The following is a 15,435-nucleotide window of genomic DNA, read 5'->3' as shown; positions in this document are numbered from 1 at the left end:
GGCTATAGACAGACAGCGGCTATCTGCTAAATTTAGGATGGCTATACCTGTTCCCTATGAAAAAACTACTTTTCCTGTCCCTGCCGATTATGCTGTGCGCTTTTCAGAGCCTGGGTCAAGACCGTGACAAAGCGCTTGCCAGTCTGGTGGAAGCCGAGATTGGCTTTGCTTCAGCTTCCGTGGAGAAAGGTATACGTACTGCCTTTTTGGAGTATTTGGCAGATGACGCGATTGTGTTCCTGCCTGAGCCGGTAAACGGCAAAGAGGGCTACGGCAACCGACCGGAAAGCAGCGCCAAACTTTCCTGGTACCCTGTGTATGCCGATATCTCCAACTCCCTGGACTGGGGCTATACCACCGGACCTTACGAGGTGAGAGCCAACCCTACGGATGAGCAGCCAACAGGAGCGGGCTTTTACCTGTCGGTCTGGAAAAAACAGCCTGACGGGCAGTGGAAAGTAGCCATCGATCAAGGGAGTTCTTATTCAGTAGATCAGATAAAGCCTGAGTCTTACAAGCCAACTAAAGGCATTGAAGAAAGTAAAGGAACAGAGCAGGACTTACTGCAAAATGACGTGCTGCGGGTGCAGCCTTACCATGACGAAACACTGATTTACCGGGCAGGCCAGTACCCGGTCAGGTATAAGGAGTTGAGCATAGAACTAGCCGGAAACATCCTATATACCACCCTCGGGCACGACATTTCACCGGCAGCCGATATGGCCTATACCTACGGCCGCTATACCCGCGGTGAAACCGAGGAAGGAGAAACAGGCTATTACCTGAAGGTATGGAAAGCGATAGACGGCGATTGGAAACTGGTAGCGCACAACCTGGTGCCGAACAAAAAGCAGTAGCACCAACAGGTATAGCCTTTACTTTGCCGTCTTCAGCATGCGTTCGATTTGCTCCTGCAGCCGGCGTTTTTCTGTCCGGCTTATGGAAAGCGCCTGCAATTGTGCAAACAGCTTTGACTGCTCTTTTTCAGGGATTTGCTTTGAGGTATAAACCGTGTTAAACACTGCCCTGATAAAAGAGGCAAGCTGATCGGACTGGCCAGTCAGGCGGTTAAGAATCGTTAGCAGCTCCCGAATGATGGCGTTGCAGCTCTGGTCCGGGTAACGGATAGTATGGTCAATCTCGCTCCAGCCCTCTTCAAAAAGGGTGCGCAGCTGTATCTCCACAAAATAACGCTGTCGGTTTGGTTGCGTCCGAATCACGAAATGCACCGCCCTGTAGCCATGACCGTGTAGCCGGATGTCGCAGCCAGTAGCAGCAAAAAGGTTTGCAACGGATTCGGCTTCTCCAGCGCTGATATAGGCGATCGGGGGACGTTTCAGCTCCCATTTGTCTTGTATGAGCTGTCCTATCTTCTGCCAGGACTCTTTGTACAGGTATAGCACCCGCAAGCCAGCCAGGTCATTAATCCAATCCACATAGTTGTGCTCATCGATGGTGCGGTCAGGGTACTCCGTTTTTTTGCGGATGACCTTGCGAAGCAGGTGCAGCGGGTCTTTCACCCGATACCGAACGGCATGTACGTCGGGCAGATACTGCAGACTTCGGGATGTCAGTGCCGCAATCTCCAGTAGTTCCGTCTTGCGCTGTATAAAGTCGTGGTAAATAGCCACCAGCGTTTCAGGCGCTATACCTTGCACGCGCCATTCTTCCTCGGCTATACCTAAACTGGTCAGGATAGCTGCGGATTGGCTCTCGTTAGGCTGGTTGTGGCTGGTCATCAGAAGTATGCGGTTCTACGTTTAATACTCTTCTGATGGTGGAAAGGGTTATGATCCCTACAATTTCACACAGACATTCTGCGGCTCAGTGAAGAAGCGCAAGGCTTCAAAACCGCCCTCTCGTCCCACGCCCGAGTTCTTCATGCCGCCGAAAGGTGTACGCAGATCGCGGAGGAGCCAGGTGTTCACCCAGATGATGCCCGCATGTACCTGGTGCGCGACACGGTGGGCGCGTTGCAGGTTTTGGGTCCAGATGGTGGCGGAGAGGCCGTAGTCGGTGCAGTTGGCGTATTGGATGACTTCTTCTTCGGTGTCGAAAGGAGTGAGGGTGACCACAGGCCCGAAGATCTCTTCGGTGTTGGTGCGGCAGTTGTAGGGCAGCCCTTCGATGATGGTCGGGGCGATGAACCAGCCTTTCTGGCAACGACCTTCTACCTGCACCTGGTGCCCGCCGGTGAGGATGGTGCCGCCCTCCTGCTGGGCCAGTTCGATGTAGGAGAGGACTTTCTTCATGTGCTGCTCCGATACCACGGCGCCCATTTTCGAGCCTTCTTCCATCGGGTCGCCTACTTGCATGGCTTTCACTTTCTCCACAAATGCATCGCGGAATTTCTCGTATAGCGGACGCTCAATGAAAATGCGGGAACCGCACAAACAGATCTGCCCCTGGTTGGCGAAAGAGGAGTGAATGGAGGTATGCAGCGCATTGTTGAAATCGCAGTCCGCGAAGATGATGTTCGGGTTCTTGCCGCCCAACTCCAGCGACAGCTTCTTGAACATCGGGGCCGCCGTGGCTGCAATGGTACGCCCCGTGGCCGTACCGCCTGTGAAAGAGATAACGGGCACTTTCGGGTGCGCCGTCATGGCAGCGCCTACTTTGTGTCCGTAGCCATGCACGATGTTGAGCACACCCGCCGGCAGGCCCGCTTCAATACAGATTTCCGACAGCATGTAAGCCGTCATAGGGGTCACTTCTGATGGCTTTGCCACCACGCAGTTACCGGCGGCAAGGGCAGGGGCAATTTTCCAGGTGAACAGGTAAAGCGGCAGGTTCCAGGGCGAGATGCAGCCCACCACGCCATGCGGATGGCGCACGGTATAGTTGATGGCGTCGGTGCCTTCCATGTAATGCGCCTCCGAAGCGAAATGCTGAATGGCCGTGCCATAGAAACGCATGTTGCTACTAGCCCTAGGTATATCCACCGACTTTGCCAGTTTCAGCGGCTTGCCATTATCGATTGATTCTGCCTCGGCCAGCTTGTCCAGGTTCTGGTCAATCAGGTCGGCAATGCGCATCAAAATCTGCCCCCGCTTCTCGGCAGGCGTGTTCGACCAAGCCGGGAAAGCCTTGAGAGCTGCTTGCACCGCCTGCTCCACATCCTGTTCATCCGAGTCAGGTATAAGCGAGTATACCTCACCCAAAGCTGGGTTGTAGTTGTCGATGTACTGCCCCGCCACAGGCATGACTAACTGGCCGTCGATGTAATTATGGATGTGTTGCATGTTACCTCTCCCCAGCCCCTCCTAAAAACAGGAGGGGGAGTTTTGGGGTTTATTTTTTTATCAAATAAATATGATCTATGTTTTGTTTCGCCCTCGCTCGCGTCCCGCGAGTGTGAGATATTTAGTGGTGTCTCGTCACTTGTGTGCCCAGAGGCACAATCAAAGCGGCCAGAGTCCGCCATATAGCTCACACTCGCCAGAGGCGAGCGAGGGCTATTTCAACTCCCTCCCCTGTTTTTAGGGGAGGGTTCGGGTGGGGTTACAAACTTCCCGTCCTGCCCCCATCAACCGGCACATTAATGCCGTTGATATACGCCGCCGCTGGCGTAGCCAGAAAAGCTGCGGCTGCCGCTACTTCTTCGGGTTCAGCGAAACGGCGGGCCGGGATTTCGGACATCATCTCTTCTTCCACTTTGTCCACGGCGCTGTCGGTTTTTTTCGCTTTGTTCTCGATGATGGACTCCAGACGGCCCGTGCGGGTGGCACCGGGAAGCACGTTATTTACCGTGATGCCGAATTGCCCGAGCTCGTTGGCCATGGTCTTGGCCCAGCTGGCCACGGCACCGCGAATCGTATTGGACACGCCCAAGCCTTGCAGCGGCTGTTTCACCGACGTGCTGATGATGTTGATAATGCGGCCGTAACTTGCCTTTTTCATCAACGGGATCACCGCCTGCGCCAAATTGTGGTTGTTGATCAGGTGCATATTAAAGGCGCTGAGAAACTCTTCTGGCTTGGCGTTCACGATCGGGCCTCCTGCCGGGCCGCCGGTGTTGTTGACGAGGATGTGTACCTTTTCGTGTTGCTGCAGGTATACCTGTAGTTGCTGCACCAACTCCTCCGGCTTGCTGAAATCGGCCACCAGGTAGTCGTGTTGCTGGCCTTTGCTATTGTCGAGTTCCTGGGCTACCTCTTGTAGCTTGGCTTCGTTGCGCGCCACCAGTGTTACGCTGGCCCCGAGTTGCGCCAGTTCCACGGCGATGGCTTTGCCTATACCTTGCGTGCTGCCGCACACGATGGCTCTTTTATCCGTCAGGTCTAAGTTCATGCTTAAATGTACGTAAAAGGCTTTAAACTTGCACGGCAGTCTGAGGCGGAGCTATACCTTGGCTACCATTTCTACATACTTTTTCGTACATTCAAAAATCAACCTAACCCGATAGAACTATGGCCATACAGCGCGCTTTCAATTTCAAGCAGTGGATAGAGGAGCACCGTCACCTGCTCAAGCCACCGGTGGGCAACCAACAGGTATACAAAGGCAACGACGACTTTATTGTGATGGTGGTCGGCGGCCCCAATGCCCGCAAGGATTACCACTACGACGAAGGCGAGGAGTTCTTCTACCAGGTGGAAGGCGACATTGTGCTGAAGATCATCGAAGACGGCAAGCCCGTGGATATTCCCATCAAGGAAGGCGAGATTTTCCTGCTGCCAGCCAAGGTGCCGCACTCCCCGCAGCGTCCCGCTAATACGGTGGGTCTGGTGATTGAGCGCTACCGCCGCGAGGGGGAGAAGGACGGCTTTATGTGGTTCTGTGAGAACTGCGGCAACAAGCTGCACGAGGACTTTACCGAGGTAACGGACATCGTGAAACAACTGCCGGTGATCATGGGCAACTTCTGGGACAACGAGGAGCTGCGTACCTGCAAGAAGTGCGGTGAGGTGCTGCAACCACCGGTGAAGCCTGCATAGCTTATAGGTATAGAATCTATAAAATGTGTATCTTGTTGGATTGCCTGATTTGGATGTATACCGTATAGCCGCATTTTCGCCCTTTTACCAGCATGCAAAACCTGAAGCCCATAGCACCTATACCTACCGAGCATAATCTGTTCAAGATTGACATTCACACGCACATCCTGCCCGCTACGTGGCCCGATCTGCGGGAAAGGTACGGCTATGGTGGCTTCATCAGGCTGGAGCATCACAAGCCCTGCTGCGCCCGCATGATGATGGACGATAAGTTTTTTCGTGAGATACAGGACAATTGCTGGGACCCCAACGTGCGCATGCACGAGTGCAGTCAGCACCAGGTGGGGGTGCAGGTGCTGAGCACGGTGCCGGTCATGTTCAACTACTGGGCTAAGCCAGAGCATACCTACGACTTGTCCAGGATGCTCAACGACCACATAGCAGGTATAGTTGCCGACTACCCGGACCGCTTCATCGGCCTGGGCACCATACCGATGCAAGACCCGGAGTTAGCTATCAAAGAGTTGGAGCGCTGCATGAAAGAGCTGGGGATGGCAGGTATACAGATCGGCTCGCACATCAACGACTGGAACCTCGACGCGCCCGAGCTTTTTCCGATTTTTCAGGCGGCAGAAGAACTGGGTGCGGCCGTGTTTGTGCACCCCTGGGATATGTACGGTAAAGAGAAAATGAACAAATACTGGCTGCCCTGGCTGGTAGGTATGCCCGCCGAAACCAGTCTGGCCATTTGCTCCATGATTTTCGGTGGCGTGCTCGAGCGTCTGCCGAAACTGCGTGTGGCCTTCGCCCACGGCGGCGGTTCCTTTCCGGCCACCATCGGTCGCATCTGCCACGGCTTTGAGGTACGCCCCGACCTGTGCGCGGTCGATAACAACGTGAACCCACGCGAGTACCTGGGCAAATTCTACTTCGACTCGCTCGTGCACGACCCTATGGCGCTGGATTATCTTGTGAACCTGGTTGGCGCCAACAGCATTGCCCTCGGCACCGACTATCCTTTCCCACTCGGCGAACTCGAGCCCGGCCAACTGATCGAATCCATGCCCTACGACCGCGCCACCAAAGACCGCATGCTGCACGGTACTGCCTTGGAATGGCTGAATCTGGAAAAGAGTCTTTTTGTGAAAGGTGGGACTAGAGTTTCTAAGGCGAAAGTGTAGCCTTTGTGTGATAAATGGCATTAATAAACACCCAATGCATAGGATAGTTTATATTTTATTGTTTTTTGCTTTAGTAAGCTGCAGTACAGGCAGAATTGCATCTACTTCAGGCACAAAACCTTCTGAAACTATAGTGTTTGGTAAACTATCCATTGATAGTACCAGACCATTAGATAACAAGAAAATATTGATGCACTTTAATGACCGGTTGTGGGGTAAGCATTCCGTTTGGCTAGACGAAAGCGGATATTTTTATACGAAGCTACCATTAGGAAGCAATTTTCTTGCACTAATTGAGTATAGGGATAATATTGGATTCTATAAGAACCTACCAGAGAATTATATTTCTATAAACCTCCCTGCAGCAGATAAGATCTACTATATTGGAGATATTACCATTGATTGGACACCAGTTAACTTAACAGATACTCGCAGAAATGGAGGAGTTGCTGGTGTGTTAGCAGAAGCAGAGAAGAAAGGCGAATACCTGCCAGTTTCTATTGAGAACTCAGAAAGAACTATTAATTTCTTTCATCAAAAGTTTCCTGATAATACAAAGGAAGTACTAACAGAATTGGTTAGGATAGATGAATAATAAACTCATGTATGCTCTTAAACTTTCATAGGTTACTTTCTCTTTCACGCTAGTTTCGTCCTTTCCCCAATTTCCTGTTCATTTTCTTATCTTGCAACATGATAGCGCATGGCCTTTTGCGAGCTGCGCCTAACCATATTTTACCCGCACCAGAAAAATGAACTACCAAAATACCCTTGCCTTCTCGCAGGAACAGGATAACCTCGACCCACTCAAGCATTTCAAAGACCGCTTTTACTTTCCGCAGGTAAACGGCCAGGACGCCATTTACTTCTGTGGCAACTCGCTCGGTTTGCAGCCGAAGTCGGCGCAGATGTACATCGACAACGAGATGTATAAGTGGGCAAACTACGCCGTGGAAGGTCACTTCAAGGGCGAGGAACCCTGGTTCAACTACCACAAGTTGCTCACTGATGGCGCTGCCCGCGTGGTAGGAGCCAGGCCTCAGGAAGTAGTCATTATGAACCAGCTCACCGTGAACCTGCACCTCATGCTGGTGTCGTTCTATAGACCGGAGGGCAAGCGCATCAAGATCATCATGGAGGGCGGGGCCTTCCCTTCAGACCAGTATGCGCTCGAAACGCAGGTGAAGTTCCATGGCTATACCCCGGAAGAGGCGATTGTGGAGCTGTTCCCGAGAGAAGGTGAGCACACACTGCGCACCGAGGACATCCTGCAAAGTATAGAAGAGTACGGCGGGGAGCTGGCACTCGTGCTAATGGGCGGCATCAACTACTACACCGGGCAGGTATACGACATGCAGGCCATTACCCGGGTCGGTCACGAAGTGGGCGCTTTGGTGGGCTTTGACCTGGCGCATGCCGCCGGCAACGTACCTATGCAGCTGCACGACTGGGACGTGGACTTTGCCGTGTGGTGCACCTACAAATACCTTAACTCCGGACCAGGCGGCACGGCGGGCGTTTTCGTGCACGAGCGCCATGTCAACAACCCGGACCTGCCGCGCTTTGCCGGCTGGTGGGGGCACGATGCCAGCTCCCGCTTCCAGATGAAGAAAGGCTTTATACCGATGCCCGGCGCCGAAGGCTGGCAGCTGAGCAATGCCCAGATCCTGCCGATGGCGGTACACCGCGCTTCGCTGGAGCTGTTCGACGAGGCAGGTATGGCCAACCTGCGGGCCAAAAGCGAGAAGCTGACGGGTTACCTGGAGTTCCTGATCGATGATGTGCAGGTGGGCAAAGATGTGCTCGAGATAATCACGCCACGCAACCCGCAGGCCCGTGGCTGCCAGATATCGCTGCTGGTGAAGCAAAACGCCCGTGAGCTTTTCAACAAACTAATGGAAGCCGGCATCATTGTGGATTTCCGGGAACCGAGCGTGATCCGGGTTGCGCCTACGCCGCTTTACAACAGCTTCGAGGAGGTATACCGCTTCTCCGAAATACTGCACGCCTGCCTGGAAGGACACAGTTAAACCACTCTGCATCGCGCAATCCAGCGCAAAAACTACTTCAACTACTTGACTGAAGCGCACCCCTCCCGGCGGCCGCTTCAGTCAGGTAGCATGTTGCGATGCGCTCCTGTACCCGAAAACGCAGGTATGGTGCTGTGATGACCAACTATGACACAGAACCGACAAAGAGAGCCGAATGCCTGACTCAGGAATTGAGGTTTAAACTGTGTTTTAGACGCAAAAGTCCTACTTTTGTAGTGCGACGGTCATTACCGGCAACCTAGCATGGTCCATGTCACTCCACTGCCCTCGTAAGCGCTACTACCGCTCGCACTGCTGGTAGGCCACGGGTTGACAGGTATGGCCAGGCCTGCCAGATGCTCCTGAAGCGTTACGCCGCCAAATCTCCTGTCGGCAGCACCATGCCGATTCATTGCCAACATTCTTAATCCCTTTACCATGAACACTACTTATTCGAATGATGCAATCAGTAGCTGGACATCAGACCAATTGTTGAACCTCGGCGTGCCTGAGCAGGCCGCCACTTACATCAATCTGCTGGTACTGATCACCGCGACAGCCCTTGTCGTATACCTGGTTGATTTCCTGGCTAGAAAAATATTTGTAGGCACGGCCCATAAGTTTGCAGCCAAGTCCAGTACGAGGCTGGTCGAGTATATGGCGCGCAACAGGGTAGTCGTATACCTGGCCCGCATTGCGCCACTCGTGGTGGTAGTGCAGGCTATACCTATTGTGTTTGCCGACTTTCCGACCTGGGTTCCGGCTCTAAACAAGTTCACCGACATATACCTGATCCTGCTGTGGATGTGGGTGGCGCGCGCGGTGCTGCGAACCTGCAAAGACTTTCTGAAAACCACCGAAACCTTCAAAGAGAAACCAGTCGACAGTTTTCTGCAGGTCATCACCATTTTTCTATACTTCATAGCTGGGCTACTTATTTTCTCCACCCTCACCGGCAAAGACGCCTGGACGTTTATCACGGCGATGGGTGCGGCCTCAGCCATTCTGATGCTGATCTTCAAAGACACCATCATGGGCTTTGTGGCCAGTATTCAGGTGTCGTCCAACGACATGGTGCGCATCGGCGACTGGGTAACCATGGACAAGTATGGCGCCGACGGGGCCGTGACCGAAATAAACCTGACGACGGTGAAAGTGCAGAACTTCGATAAAACCATCACCACCATCCCTACCTATTACCTGATCTCCGACTCGTTCAAGAACTGGCGGGGCATGCAGGCATCGGGCGGGCGACGCATCAAGCGCTCTGTCTACATCAAAATATCGAGCATCCGCTATTTGTCAGCCGAAGAAATAACCAAACTGAGCAAAATACAGTTGCTGAAAAGCTACCTGGAGGAGCGCCAAAACGAAATCAGCCGGTTCAACAAAGAGAACGAGATCGACAAGAGCCTGCTCATCAACGGCCGCAGCCTGACCAACGTAGGCGTGTTCAGGAAGTACATCGATGCCTACATCAAGCAGCACCCGGGCACCCACAAAGACATGATCATGATGGTGCGCCAGCTCGAGCCCACCACCACCGGTATGCCGATCGAGCTATACCTGTTCGCCAACAGCATCGTGTGGGTGGAGTACGAAGGCATCATGGCCGATATTTTTGACCACCTGCTGGCGGCGGTTAAGTACTTCGACCTGGAGGTGTTTGAGATGCCGGCGGCAGACGACGTGCGGAGTCTGCACTTTAATATGACGGGTACACCGGGTGTGCGCTACCCCATGGCAGAGACCATGCAGAACTAAAACTTCGGTCGTTAGAAAAGGATGCATCGCAGCGGCTGCAGGAAGAGTATAACTAATAAATGCCCGAAGCTTATGCCCAGGTATGCGAGCCTGCGTAAGGGTTTTTTTAAATGTATATTGTCAGGTTGGCCGCCGCCGCCGTATTGATTTCAGATCGAATGTTTAAGTACGACACTACTATATGACCCACCTACCCAATTTGGTCCTGGACCTCGGGTTGATTCTTGGTGCAGCCGGCATCATGACGCTTGTTTTTAAGAAACTGAAGCAGCCACTGGTGCTGGGCTATATCATCGCGGGACTGCTGGTGGGGCCGCATGTTAAGCTGTTCCCGACCATAGTGGAGCTGGAGAACATCAACGTCTGGGCCGAGATTGGGGTGATTTTCCTGCTGTTCAGCCTGGGGCTGGAGTTCAGCTTTAAAAAACTCGTGAAAGTGGGAGGGGCCTCCTCCATCATGGCCGGGGTCGAAGTGGCCGTGATGCTCCTGCTGGGCTACCTCACGGGCAAACTGCTGGGCTGGAACACCATGGACAGCGTGTTCCTGGGCGGTATCCTTTCCATCTCCTCTACCACCATCATCATCCGGGCCTTCGATGAGCTGGGCGTGAAATCGAAGCGCTTCGCCGGGCTGGTATTTGGGGTGCTCATCGTGGAAGACTTGGTGGCCATCCTCCTGATGGTGCTGCTATCGACCTTAGCGGTGAGCCAGCAGTTTGCCGGCACCGAAATGCTGCTGGCTGTGCTCAAGCTCGCCTTTTTTCTGGCGGTGTGGTTTCTGGCAGGTATCTTCCTTATCCCTACGCTGCTCAAGAAGGCAAGCAAACTGATGAATGACGAAACGCTGCTGATCGTTGCCATTGCGCTTTGCTTCCTGATGGTGATTCTGGCGGCGCAGGTGGGCTTCTCGCCGGCGCTCGGGGCCTTCATCATGGGCTCCATATTGGCCGAAACAACCAAAGCCGAGAAGATCGAGCACCTGATCATGTCTGTGAAAGACCTGTTCGGCGCCATCTTCTTTGTGTCGGTGGGCATCCTGATCAATCCGGCGATGATTGTGGAGTACGCCGGACCCATTGCCGTGATCACGGTCGTGACGCTGGTGGGGAAACTAGTGAGTATCAGCGGTGGCGGCCTGATAGCGGGGCAGGGACTCAAAACCTCCATCCAGTCAGGTATGAGCGTGTCGCAGATCGGGGAGTTTTCCTTCATCATCGCCACCCTCGGCCTTTCGCTCAAGGTAACCAGCGACTTCCTATACCCTGTGGCAGTGGCAGTGTCGGCTATCACGACGTTCACCACGCCCTACATGATCAAGCTGTCGGAGCCGCTTTACCAATCGGTGGAGCGCATGCTGCCGAGGAAGTGGAAGAAAAGGCTGAACGAGTACAGCTCCGGTGCCCAGTCCATCAGCACGGCCAGCGACTGGAAAATACTGTTGCGCTCCTACGTGGTCAACATGGTGGTGTCTTCTGTTTTGCTGGTGGCGATCGTGCTGCTGTCTCAAAACTACCTATACCCTTTCATGACCGAAGAAGTCTTTCCGGGCACTTTGGGGCGCGTGGCTACGGTTAGCATCGCCTTGATTCTCATGCTGCCCTTCCTTTGGGCCATGGCTGTGTACCATCCGCAGAAAGAGGCGCAGGGTCGTATCTGGGCCAACCGCAACTACCGCAGCCTGATCATTGTGCTGGAATTCACCAGGGTAGGTATAGCCATTCTGGTTATCGGCTTTTTGCTCAACCGGGTGCTTTCGGTGCAGGTGGCGCTTGTGGTGAGTCTGCTCATCATCGGCCTGCTGGTGCTTTTCTCCAAAAGAATTCAGAACTTCTACATCCGGATCGAGAACCGGTTCATGTCGAACCTGAACGCCCGCGAAATAGCGGCCGCCAGCAGCATGACGCACACCCTGGTGCCCTGGGACGCGCACCTGACCAGCTTTGAGGTAGCGCCGAACGCCGCGGTGGTGGGCAAGAGCATGATCGAGCTGCAGATACGCGAAAAATATGGCATCAATGTGGCCGTTATAGAGCGGGAAGACCGCACGATCATGGCCCCGACGCGCGACGAACGCATCTTTCCGGGTGATAAGATTTTCGTATTCGGTACAGACGAGCAAATCGCGTCTTTCGGAGACTTTATCAACGAGGCGTCTATACCTGTTCAGGACGGCGCAACCACCCGGGAAGAAGTCGGGTTACAGAAACTGATTATATCGTCTGACTCGATGCTGCACGGCCGTACGGTGCGCGAATCGGGGGTGCGTGAGAAAACGAAAGGCCTGATCGTAGGTATAGAGAAGAAAGGCAGGCGGATCCTCAACCCCGACTCGGAGTTAGTGATAGAGGAGGGCGATATAGTTTGGATTGTGGGTAGCCCGCGGCGCGTAAGGCAGCTGGAGGCGGCCCGACAGAAGGTTTGAGAGAAGCGCTTTTTTTACGATTTTAGCCTGAGAAAGAAACAAACACGATGCGTAACATAGAAAACTGGATAGAGGAGAATTTCCACCTATCGGCCCAGATACAGGAAAACGTTTTGAAGTCGCTGATCGCATTGCTGGTGCTCTGGATCATCAGCCGGGTGCTGTTGCGGCTGGCCTCACGGCAGCAAACGGACACGCGCAAGCTTTACCAGTGGAAGAAAACGACCAACTACGTGGTAACGGGGCTGGGCATCATCTTTCTGGCCAACATCTGGTTCGATGGGTTTAAGACCATCACCACGTTCCTGGGTATCTTCTCGGTGGGTTTGGTGGTGGTGCTCCGCGACCCCATCCTGAACATGATGGGCTGGGTATTCCTGATCTGGAAGCGCCCTTTTAAAGTAGGCGACCGCATCAAAATAGGCCTCTACACCGGCGATGTGATCGACATAGGCTTCTTCCAGTTCACCATCAACGAGTTGGGCGAGTGGGTGGATTCGGAGCAGGCGACGGGCCGCGTGGTGCACATCCCCAACAGCCAGGTGTTCACGCAGGGTCAGATCAATTACAACTACGGCTTCCCGTTCCTGTGGCACGAGCTGCAGCTGCGCATCACCTTCGAGAGCAACTGGCAGAAAGCCAAGGGCATCTTAAAGGAGATTGCCCTGCGCCACTCCGAGCGGCTGAACGAAGAACAGGAGCAGCGCGTGCGCATTGAGGCACAGCAACACCTGATCTTTTACAGGAGCTTCGACCCCAAAGTGTTCATCAAAGTAAGAGAGAACGGCATACAGCTCACGGTACGCTACCTCATTAACCTCAACGGCCGCCGCGAAAGCGAGAACAAGATCTGGGAAGACACCCTGACGGAGTTCCTGGCCACACCCGATATCCGCTTCGCCTACCCAACCACCCGCTTCTACAGCGCCACCGAAGGGCAGGAAAGCGAAATGCAGCACATGGAGAGTGGGAGGAGGGGAATGGAGTAAACAATAAAGGCCTGGGTAATCGCCCAGGCCTTTATTGTTTTAGGTGCCAGTATCCCAGCGTCTATACCTTTTCACACTCCCGTTTCAACGCCTCGTTCATTAGCTCGAACCCCACTTTTGTTTTATCGAGCGTGCCACCCATCAGCGCCACCAGAAAACCGCTGAATTTCTCGCCATGTACAAAACGGGTTGCTCCATTTCCTGCGTCAGACAGCCGGAAGTAGTGCTCGCCGTCGAATATGCCTTTAAGGAAAAGCTTGCCTTTCCAGCGGAATTGTTTGTTCGCTTCAAATGCCAGTACCTCAGGCTTAAACGTCATGCCACCCCCATCCGGAGGTTGAATAAAAACCTTCAATCGCCTGCCTACAGCTTTCTCACCCTCAATGGATTTGATGAACGGGTTCCACTTTGGGTGCTGCTCAAAATCGGTGAGGACAACCCACACCTTTTCTGGGCTCGCATTGATTAAAATCTCAGTTTCGATGTGTCGCATGGGGTTGGACAAGCGTGAATTATCAATTAAGACGGTAATTTACAAATATTCAGAATAAACAATATTCTTCTTGAATAATGCAGTGAAGTCTCATATACAATCTGTACAGCGTGCTCCTTACCTCCAACCTATCCCAAACTCCTAAACTTTCTGACTTTCTAACTTTTTAAACTCCTTCATCCGCTTAAAGTAATCGCGGGCGGCAGCCATTACCTTGGGCGATAGCAGCAGGGCTGAGATCATGGTAGGCACCGCCATAATGGCGAACAAGCCATCAATGAGGGCGATAACGGCCGTGATGGTGGCCGTGGCGCCGAACACGATGGTCACTACATAAAAGTAGTTGTAAAGGTGCTTGTACTTGGCGCCGAAGAGGTAACTGAAGCACTTGGTGCCGTAGTAGGAGTAGGAGAACAGCGAGGTAAACGCAAAGATCAGGACGCAGACCATCAGCACATAGTTGCCGAAACCCGGCATGGCGTTGTTGAAGGCGGTGGCCGTCAGGGTCACGCCGCTGGCTTCGGAGGAGTGCCACGTTCCCGTCACAATGATGGCCAGACCCGTCAGCGTGCACACGATGACGGTGTCGATGAAGGGGCCGAGCATGGCCACCAGGCCTTCGCGGATGGGTTCGTCGGTTTTAGCGGCGCCGTGCATCATGGAAGCCGTGCCGATGCCTGCCTCGTTCGAGAAAGCCGCCCTGCGCGCACCCGCGATGATGATGGCGCCCACTGCGCCGCCCAGCACGGATTGCGCTGTGAAAGCATCTGTGAAGATAAGTGCGAACGCTTCAGGTATAGCGGCATAGTTAGCAAACATGATGTAGAATACGGCCAGCATGTAGAGGACTACCATGCTAGGCACCATCTTGCCCGCCACGCTGCCAATGCGCTGTATGCCCCCGAAAATTACCAGAGAGGTAATGAACACGAGCACCAGACCGATGGTAATGTTTGTGTAGAACAGGTCGGCGGTGGTATAGCCATGGGGCTCCAGCAGCACCTCGCGTACTACCTGGGTGAGTTGGTTGGCCTGGAAGATGGGCAACGTGCCGAACATGCCGGCTATGGCGAAGACCACTGCCAGCGGTTTCCATTTTTTGCCCAATCCGGTTTCAATCACGTACATGGGGCCGCCTTCAAGGTGGCCTACGCTGTCGTAGCCGCGGTACATCACCGACAGCGAACAGGTGAAAAACTTGGTAGCCATGCCCACCACGGCGCTCACCCACATCCAGAACAGTACACCCGGCCCGCCAATGGCAATGGCTACAGCCACGCCACTAATGTTGCCCATGCCCACTGTGGCTGCGAGGGTAGCCGACAAGGCCTCGTAGTGGTTGATATCGCCGGGGTCGTTGGGGTCGTCGTAGCGGCCGAGCAACACGTTGATAGTGTGACGCAGGTAACGGAAAGGCAAAAAGCCCGAATAGAACATGAAGTAACAGCCGCCTCCCATCAACAAAACCAACAATGGCATGCCCCATGCGGCGTCGCTAAACGCGACAAAAAAACTTTCTAATGCTTCCAATTGTATTAAAACTGATGTTATCTGTAAAGATAAGTACCCTTGCCCGGAATTCCGTAAGGCATGAGGTCAAAGTGCAGCTTTTAGCGACG

14 protein-coding genes are annotated in these 15,435 nt (G+C 53.6%); 8 read left to right on the top strand and 6 right to left on the bottom strand.

The features are described from left to right. The first annotated feature begins 56 nt into the window (after nucleotides 1-56). On the top strand, nucleotides 57-857 hold the full coding sequence (locus IEV97_RS06220; protein WP_188500646.1) for a YybH family protein: 801 nt from the start codon (nucleotides 57-59) through the stop codon (nucleotides 855-857). 18 nt (nucleotides 858-875) lie between these two features. On the opposite strand, the gene IEV97_RS06215 is transcribed toward IEV97_RS06220, so the two are convergent. The 3 genes from IEV97_RS06215 to IEV97_RS06205 form a co-directional block, all read right to left on the bottom strand. Further along, entirely contained in the window at nucleotides 876-1,739 is an 864-nt protein-coding gene (locus IEV97_RS06215) for a RelA/SpoT domain-containing protein (protein WP_188500645.1), read from the bottom strand. Nucleotides 1,740-1,796: 57 nt separating this feature from the next. Next, a complete protein-coding gene (locus tag IEV97_RS06210; protein ID WP_188500644.1) occupies nucleotides 1,797-3,242 on the bottom strand; it encodes an aldehyde dehydrogenase in 1,446 nt (481 codons plus the stop codon). 259 nt (nucleotides 3,243-3,501) lie between these two features. Then, nucleotides 3,502-4,290, bottom strand: a complete 789-nt coding sequence (locus IEV97_RS06205; protein ID WP_188500643.1) for an SDR family oxidoreductase — start codon at nucleotides 4,288-4,290, stop codon at nucleotides 3,502-3,504. 119 nt (nucleotides 4,291-4,409) lie between these two features. Between IEV97_RS06205 and IEV97_RS06200 the strand changes: the two genes are divergently transcribed. From IEV97_RS06200 to kynU, 4 genes are all read left to right on the top strand, one after another. After that, entirely contained in the window at nucleotides 4,410-4,937 is a 528-nt protein-coding gene (locus IEV97_RS06200) for a 3-hydroxyanthranilate 3,4-dioxygenase (protein ID WP_188500642.1), read from the top strand. Nucleotides 4,938-5,029: 92 nt separating this feature from the next. Continuing rightward, complete coding sequence (locus tag IEV97_RS06195) at nucleotides 5,030-6,118, top strand: amidohydrolase family protein (protein WP_188500641.1); 1,089 nt, start codon at nucleotides 5,030-5,032, stop codon at nucleotides 6,116-6,118. Nucleotides 6,119-6,152: 34 nt separating this feature from the next. Next, complete coding sequence (locus IEV97_RS06190; protein ID WP_188500640.1) at nucleotides 6,153-6,713, top strand: hypothetical protein; 561 nt, start codon at nucleotides 6,153-6,155, stop codon at nucleotides 6,711-6,713. Between the two features lie 157 nt (nucleotides 6,714-6,870). Further along, on the top strand, nucleotides 6,871-8,148 hold the full coding sequence (gene kynU, locus IEV97_RS06185; RefSeq protein WP_188500639.1) for a kynureninase: 1,278 nt from the start codon (nucleotides 6,871-6,873) through the stop codon (nucleotides 8,146-8,148). 248 nt (nucleotides 8,149-8,396) lie between these two features. Here the strand turns inward: kynU and IEV97_RS06180 are convergent, their stop codons facing one another. Continuing rightward, entirely contained in the window at nucleotides 8,397-8,570 is a 174-nt protein-coding gene (locus IEV97_RS06180; protein ID WP_188500638.1) for a hypothetical protein, read from the bottom strand. 16 nt (nucleotides 8,571-8,586) lie between these two features. Here IEV97_RS06180 and IEV97_RS06175 point away from each other — a divergent pair, with 16 nt between their 5' ends. The 3 genes from IEV97_RS06175 (at nucleotide 8,587) to IEV97_RS06165 (ending at nucleotide 13,323) form a co-directional block, all read left to right on the top strand. Continuing rightward, nucleotides 8,587-9,912, top strand: a complete 1,326-nt coding sequence (locus IEV97_RS06175; protein WP_188500637.1) for a mechanosensitive ion channel family protein — start codon at nucleotides 8,587-8,589, stop codon at nucleotides 9,910-9,912. A gap of 181 nt (nucleotides 9,913-10,093) precedes the next feature. Further along, entirely contained in the window at nucleotides 10,094-12,334 is a 2,241-nt protein-coding gene (locus tag IEV97_RS06170; RefSeq protein WP_188500636.1) for a monovalent cation:proton antiporter family protein, read from the top strand. A 47-nt stretch (nucleotides 12,335-12,381) separates the two neighbouring features. Beyond that, nucleotides 12,382-13,323: a mechanosensitive ion channel family protein gene (locus IEV97_RS06165; RefSeq protein ID WP_188500635.1), complete on the top strand. Its 942-nt coding sequence runs from the start codon at nucleotides 12,382-12,384 to the stop codon at nucleotides 13,321-13,323. 61 nt (nucleotides 13,324-13,384) lie between these two features. On the opposite strand, the gene IEV97_RS06160 is transcribed toward IEV97_RS06165, so the two are convergent. Together IEV97_RS06160 and IEV97_RS06155 are read right to left on the bottom strand one after the other, a co-directional pair. After that, a complete protein-coding gene (locus tag IEV97_RS06160; RefSeq protein WP_188500634.1) occupies nucleotides 13,385-13,816 on the bottom strand; it encodes an SRPBCC domain-containing protein in 432 nt (143 codons plus the stop codon). Between the two features lie 141 nt (nucleotides 13,817-13,957). Next, entirely contained in the window at nucleotides 13,958-15,346 is a 1,389-nt protein-coding gene (locus tag IEV97_RS06155; RefSeq protein ID WP_229733824.1) for an alanine/glycine:cation symporter family protein, read from the bottom strand. Between the last annotated feature and the right edge of the window lie 89 nt (nucleotides 15,347-15,435).

Source organism: Pontibacter amylolyticus, assembly GCF_014638845.1.
GTDB lineage: Bacteria > Bacteroidota > Bacteroidia > Cytophagales > Hymenobacteraceae > Pontibacter > Pontibacter amylolyticus.
The sequence above is the reverse complement of the archived record's forward strand: the minus strand, read 5'-3'. Positions and strand labels throughout refer to the sequence as shown.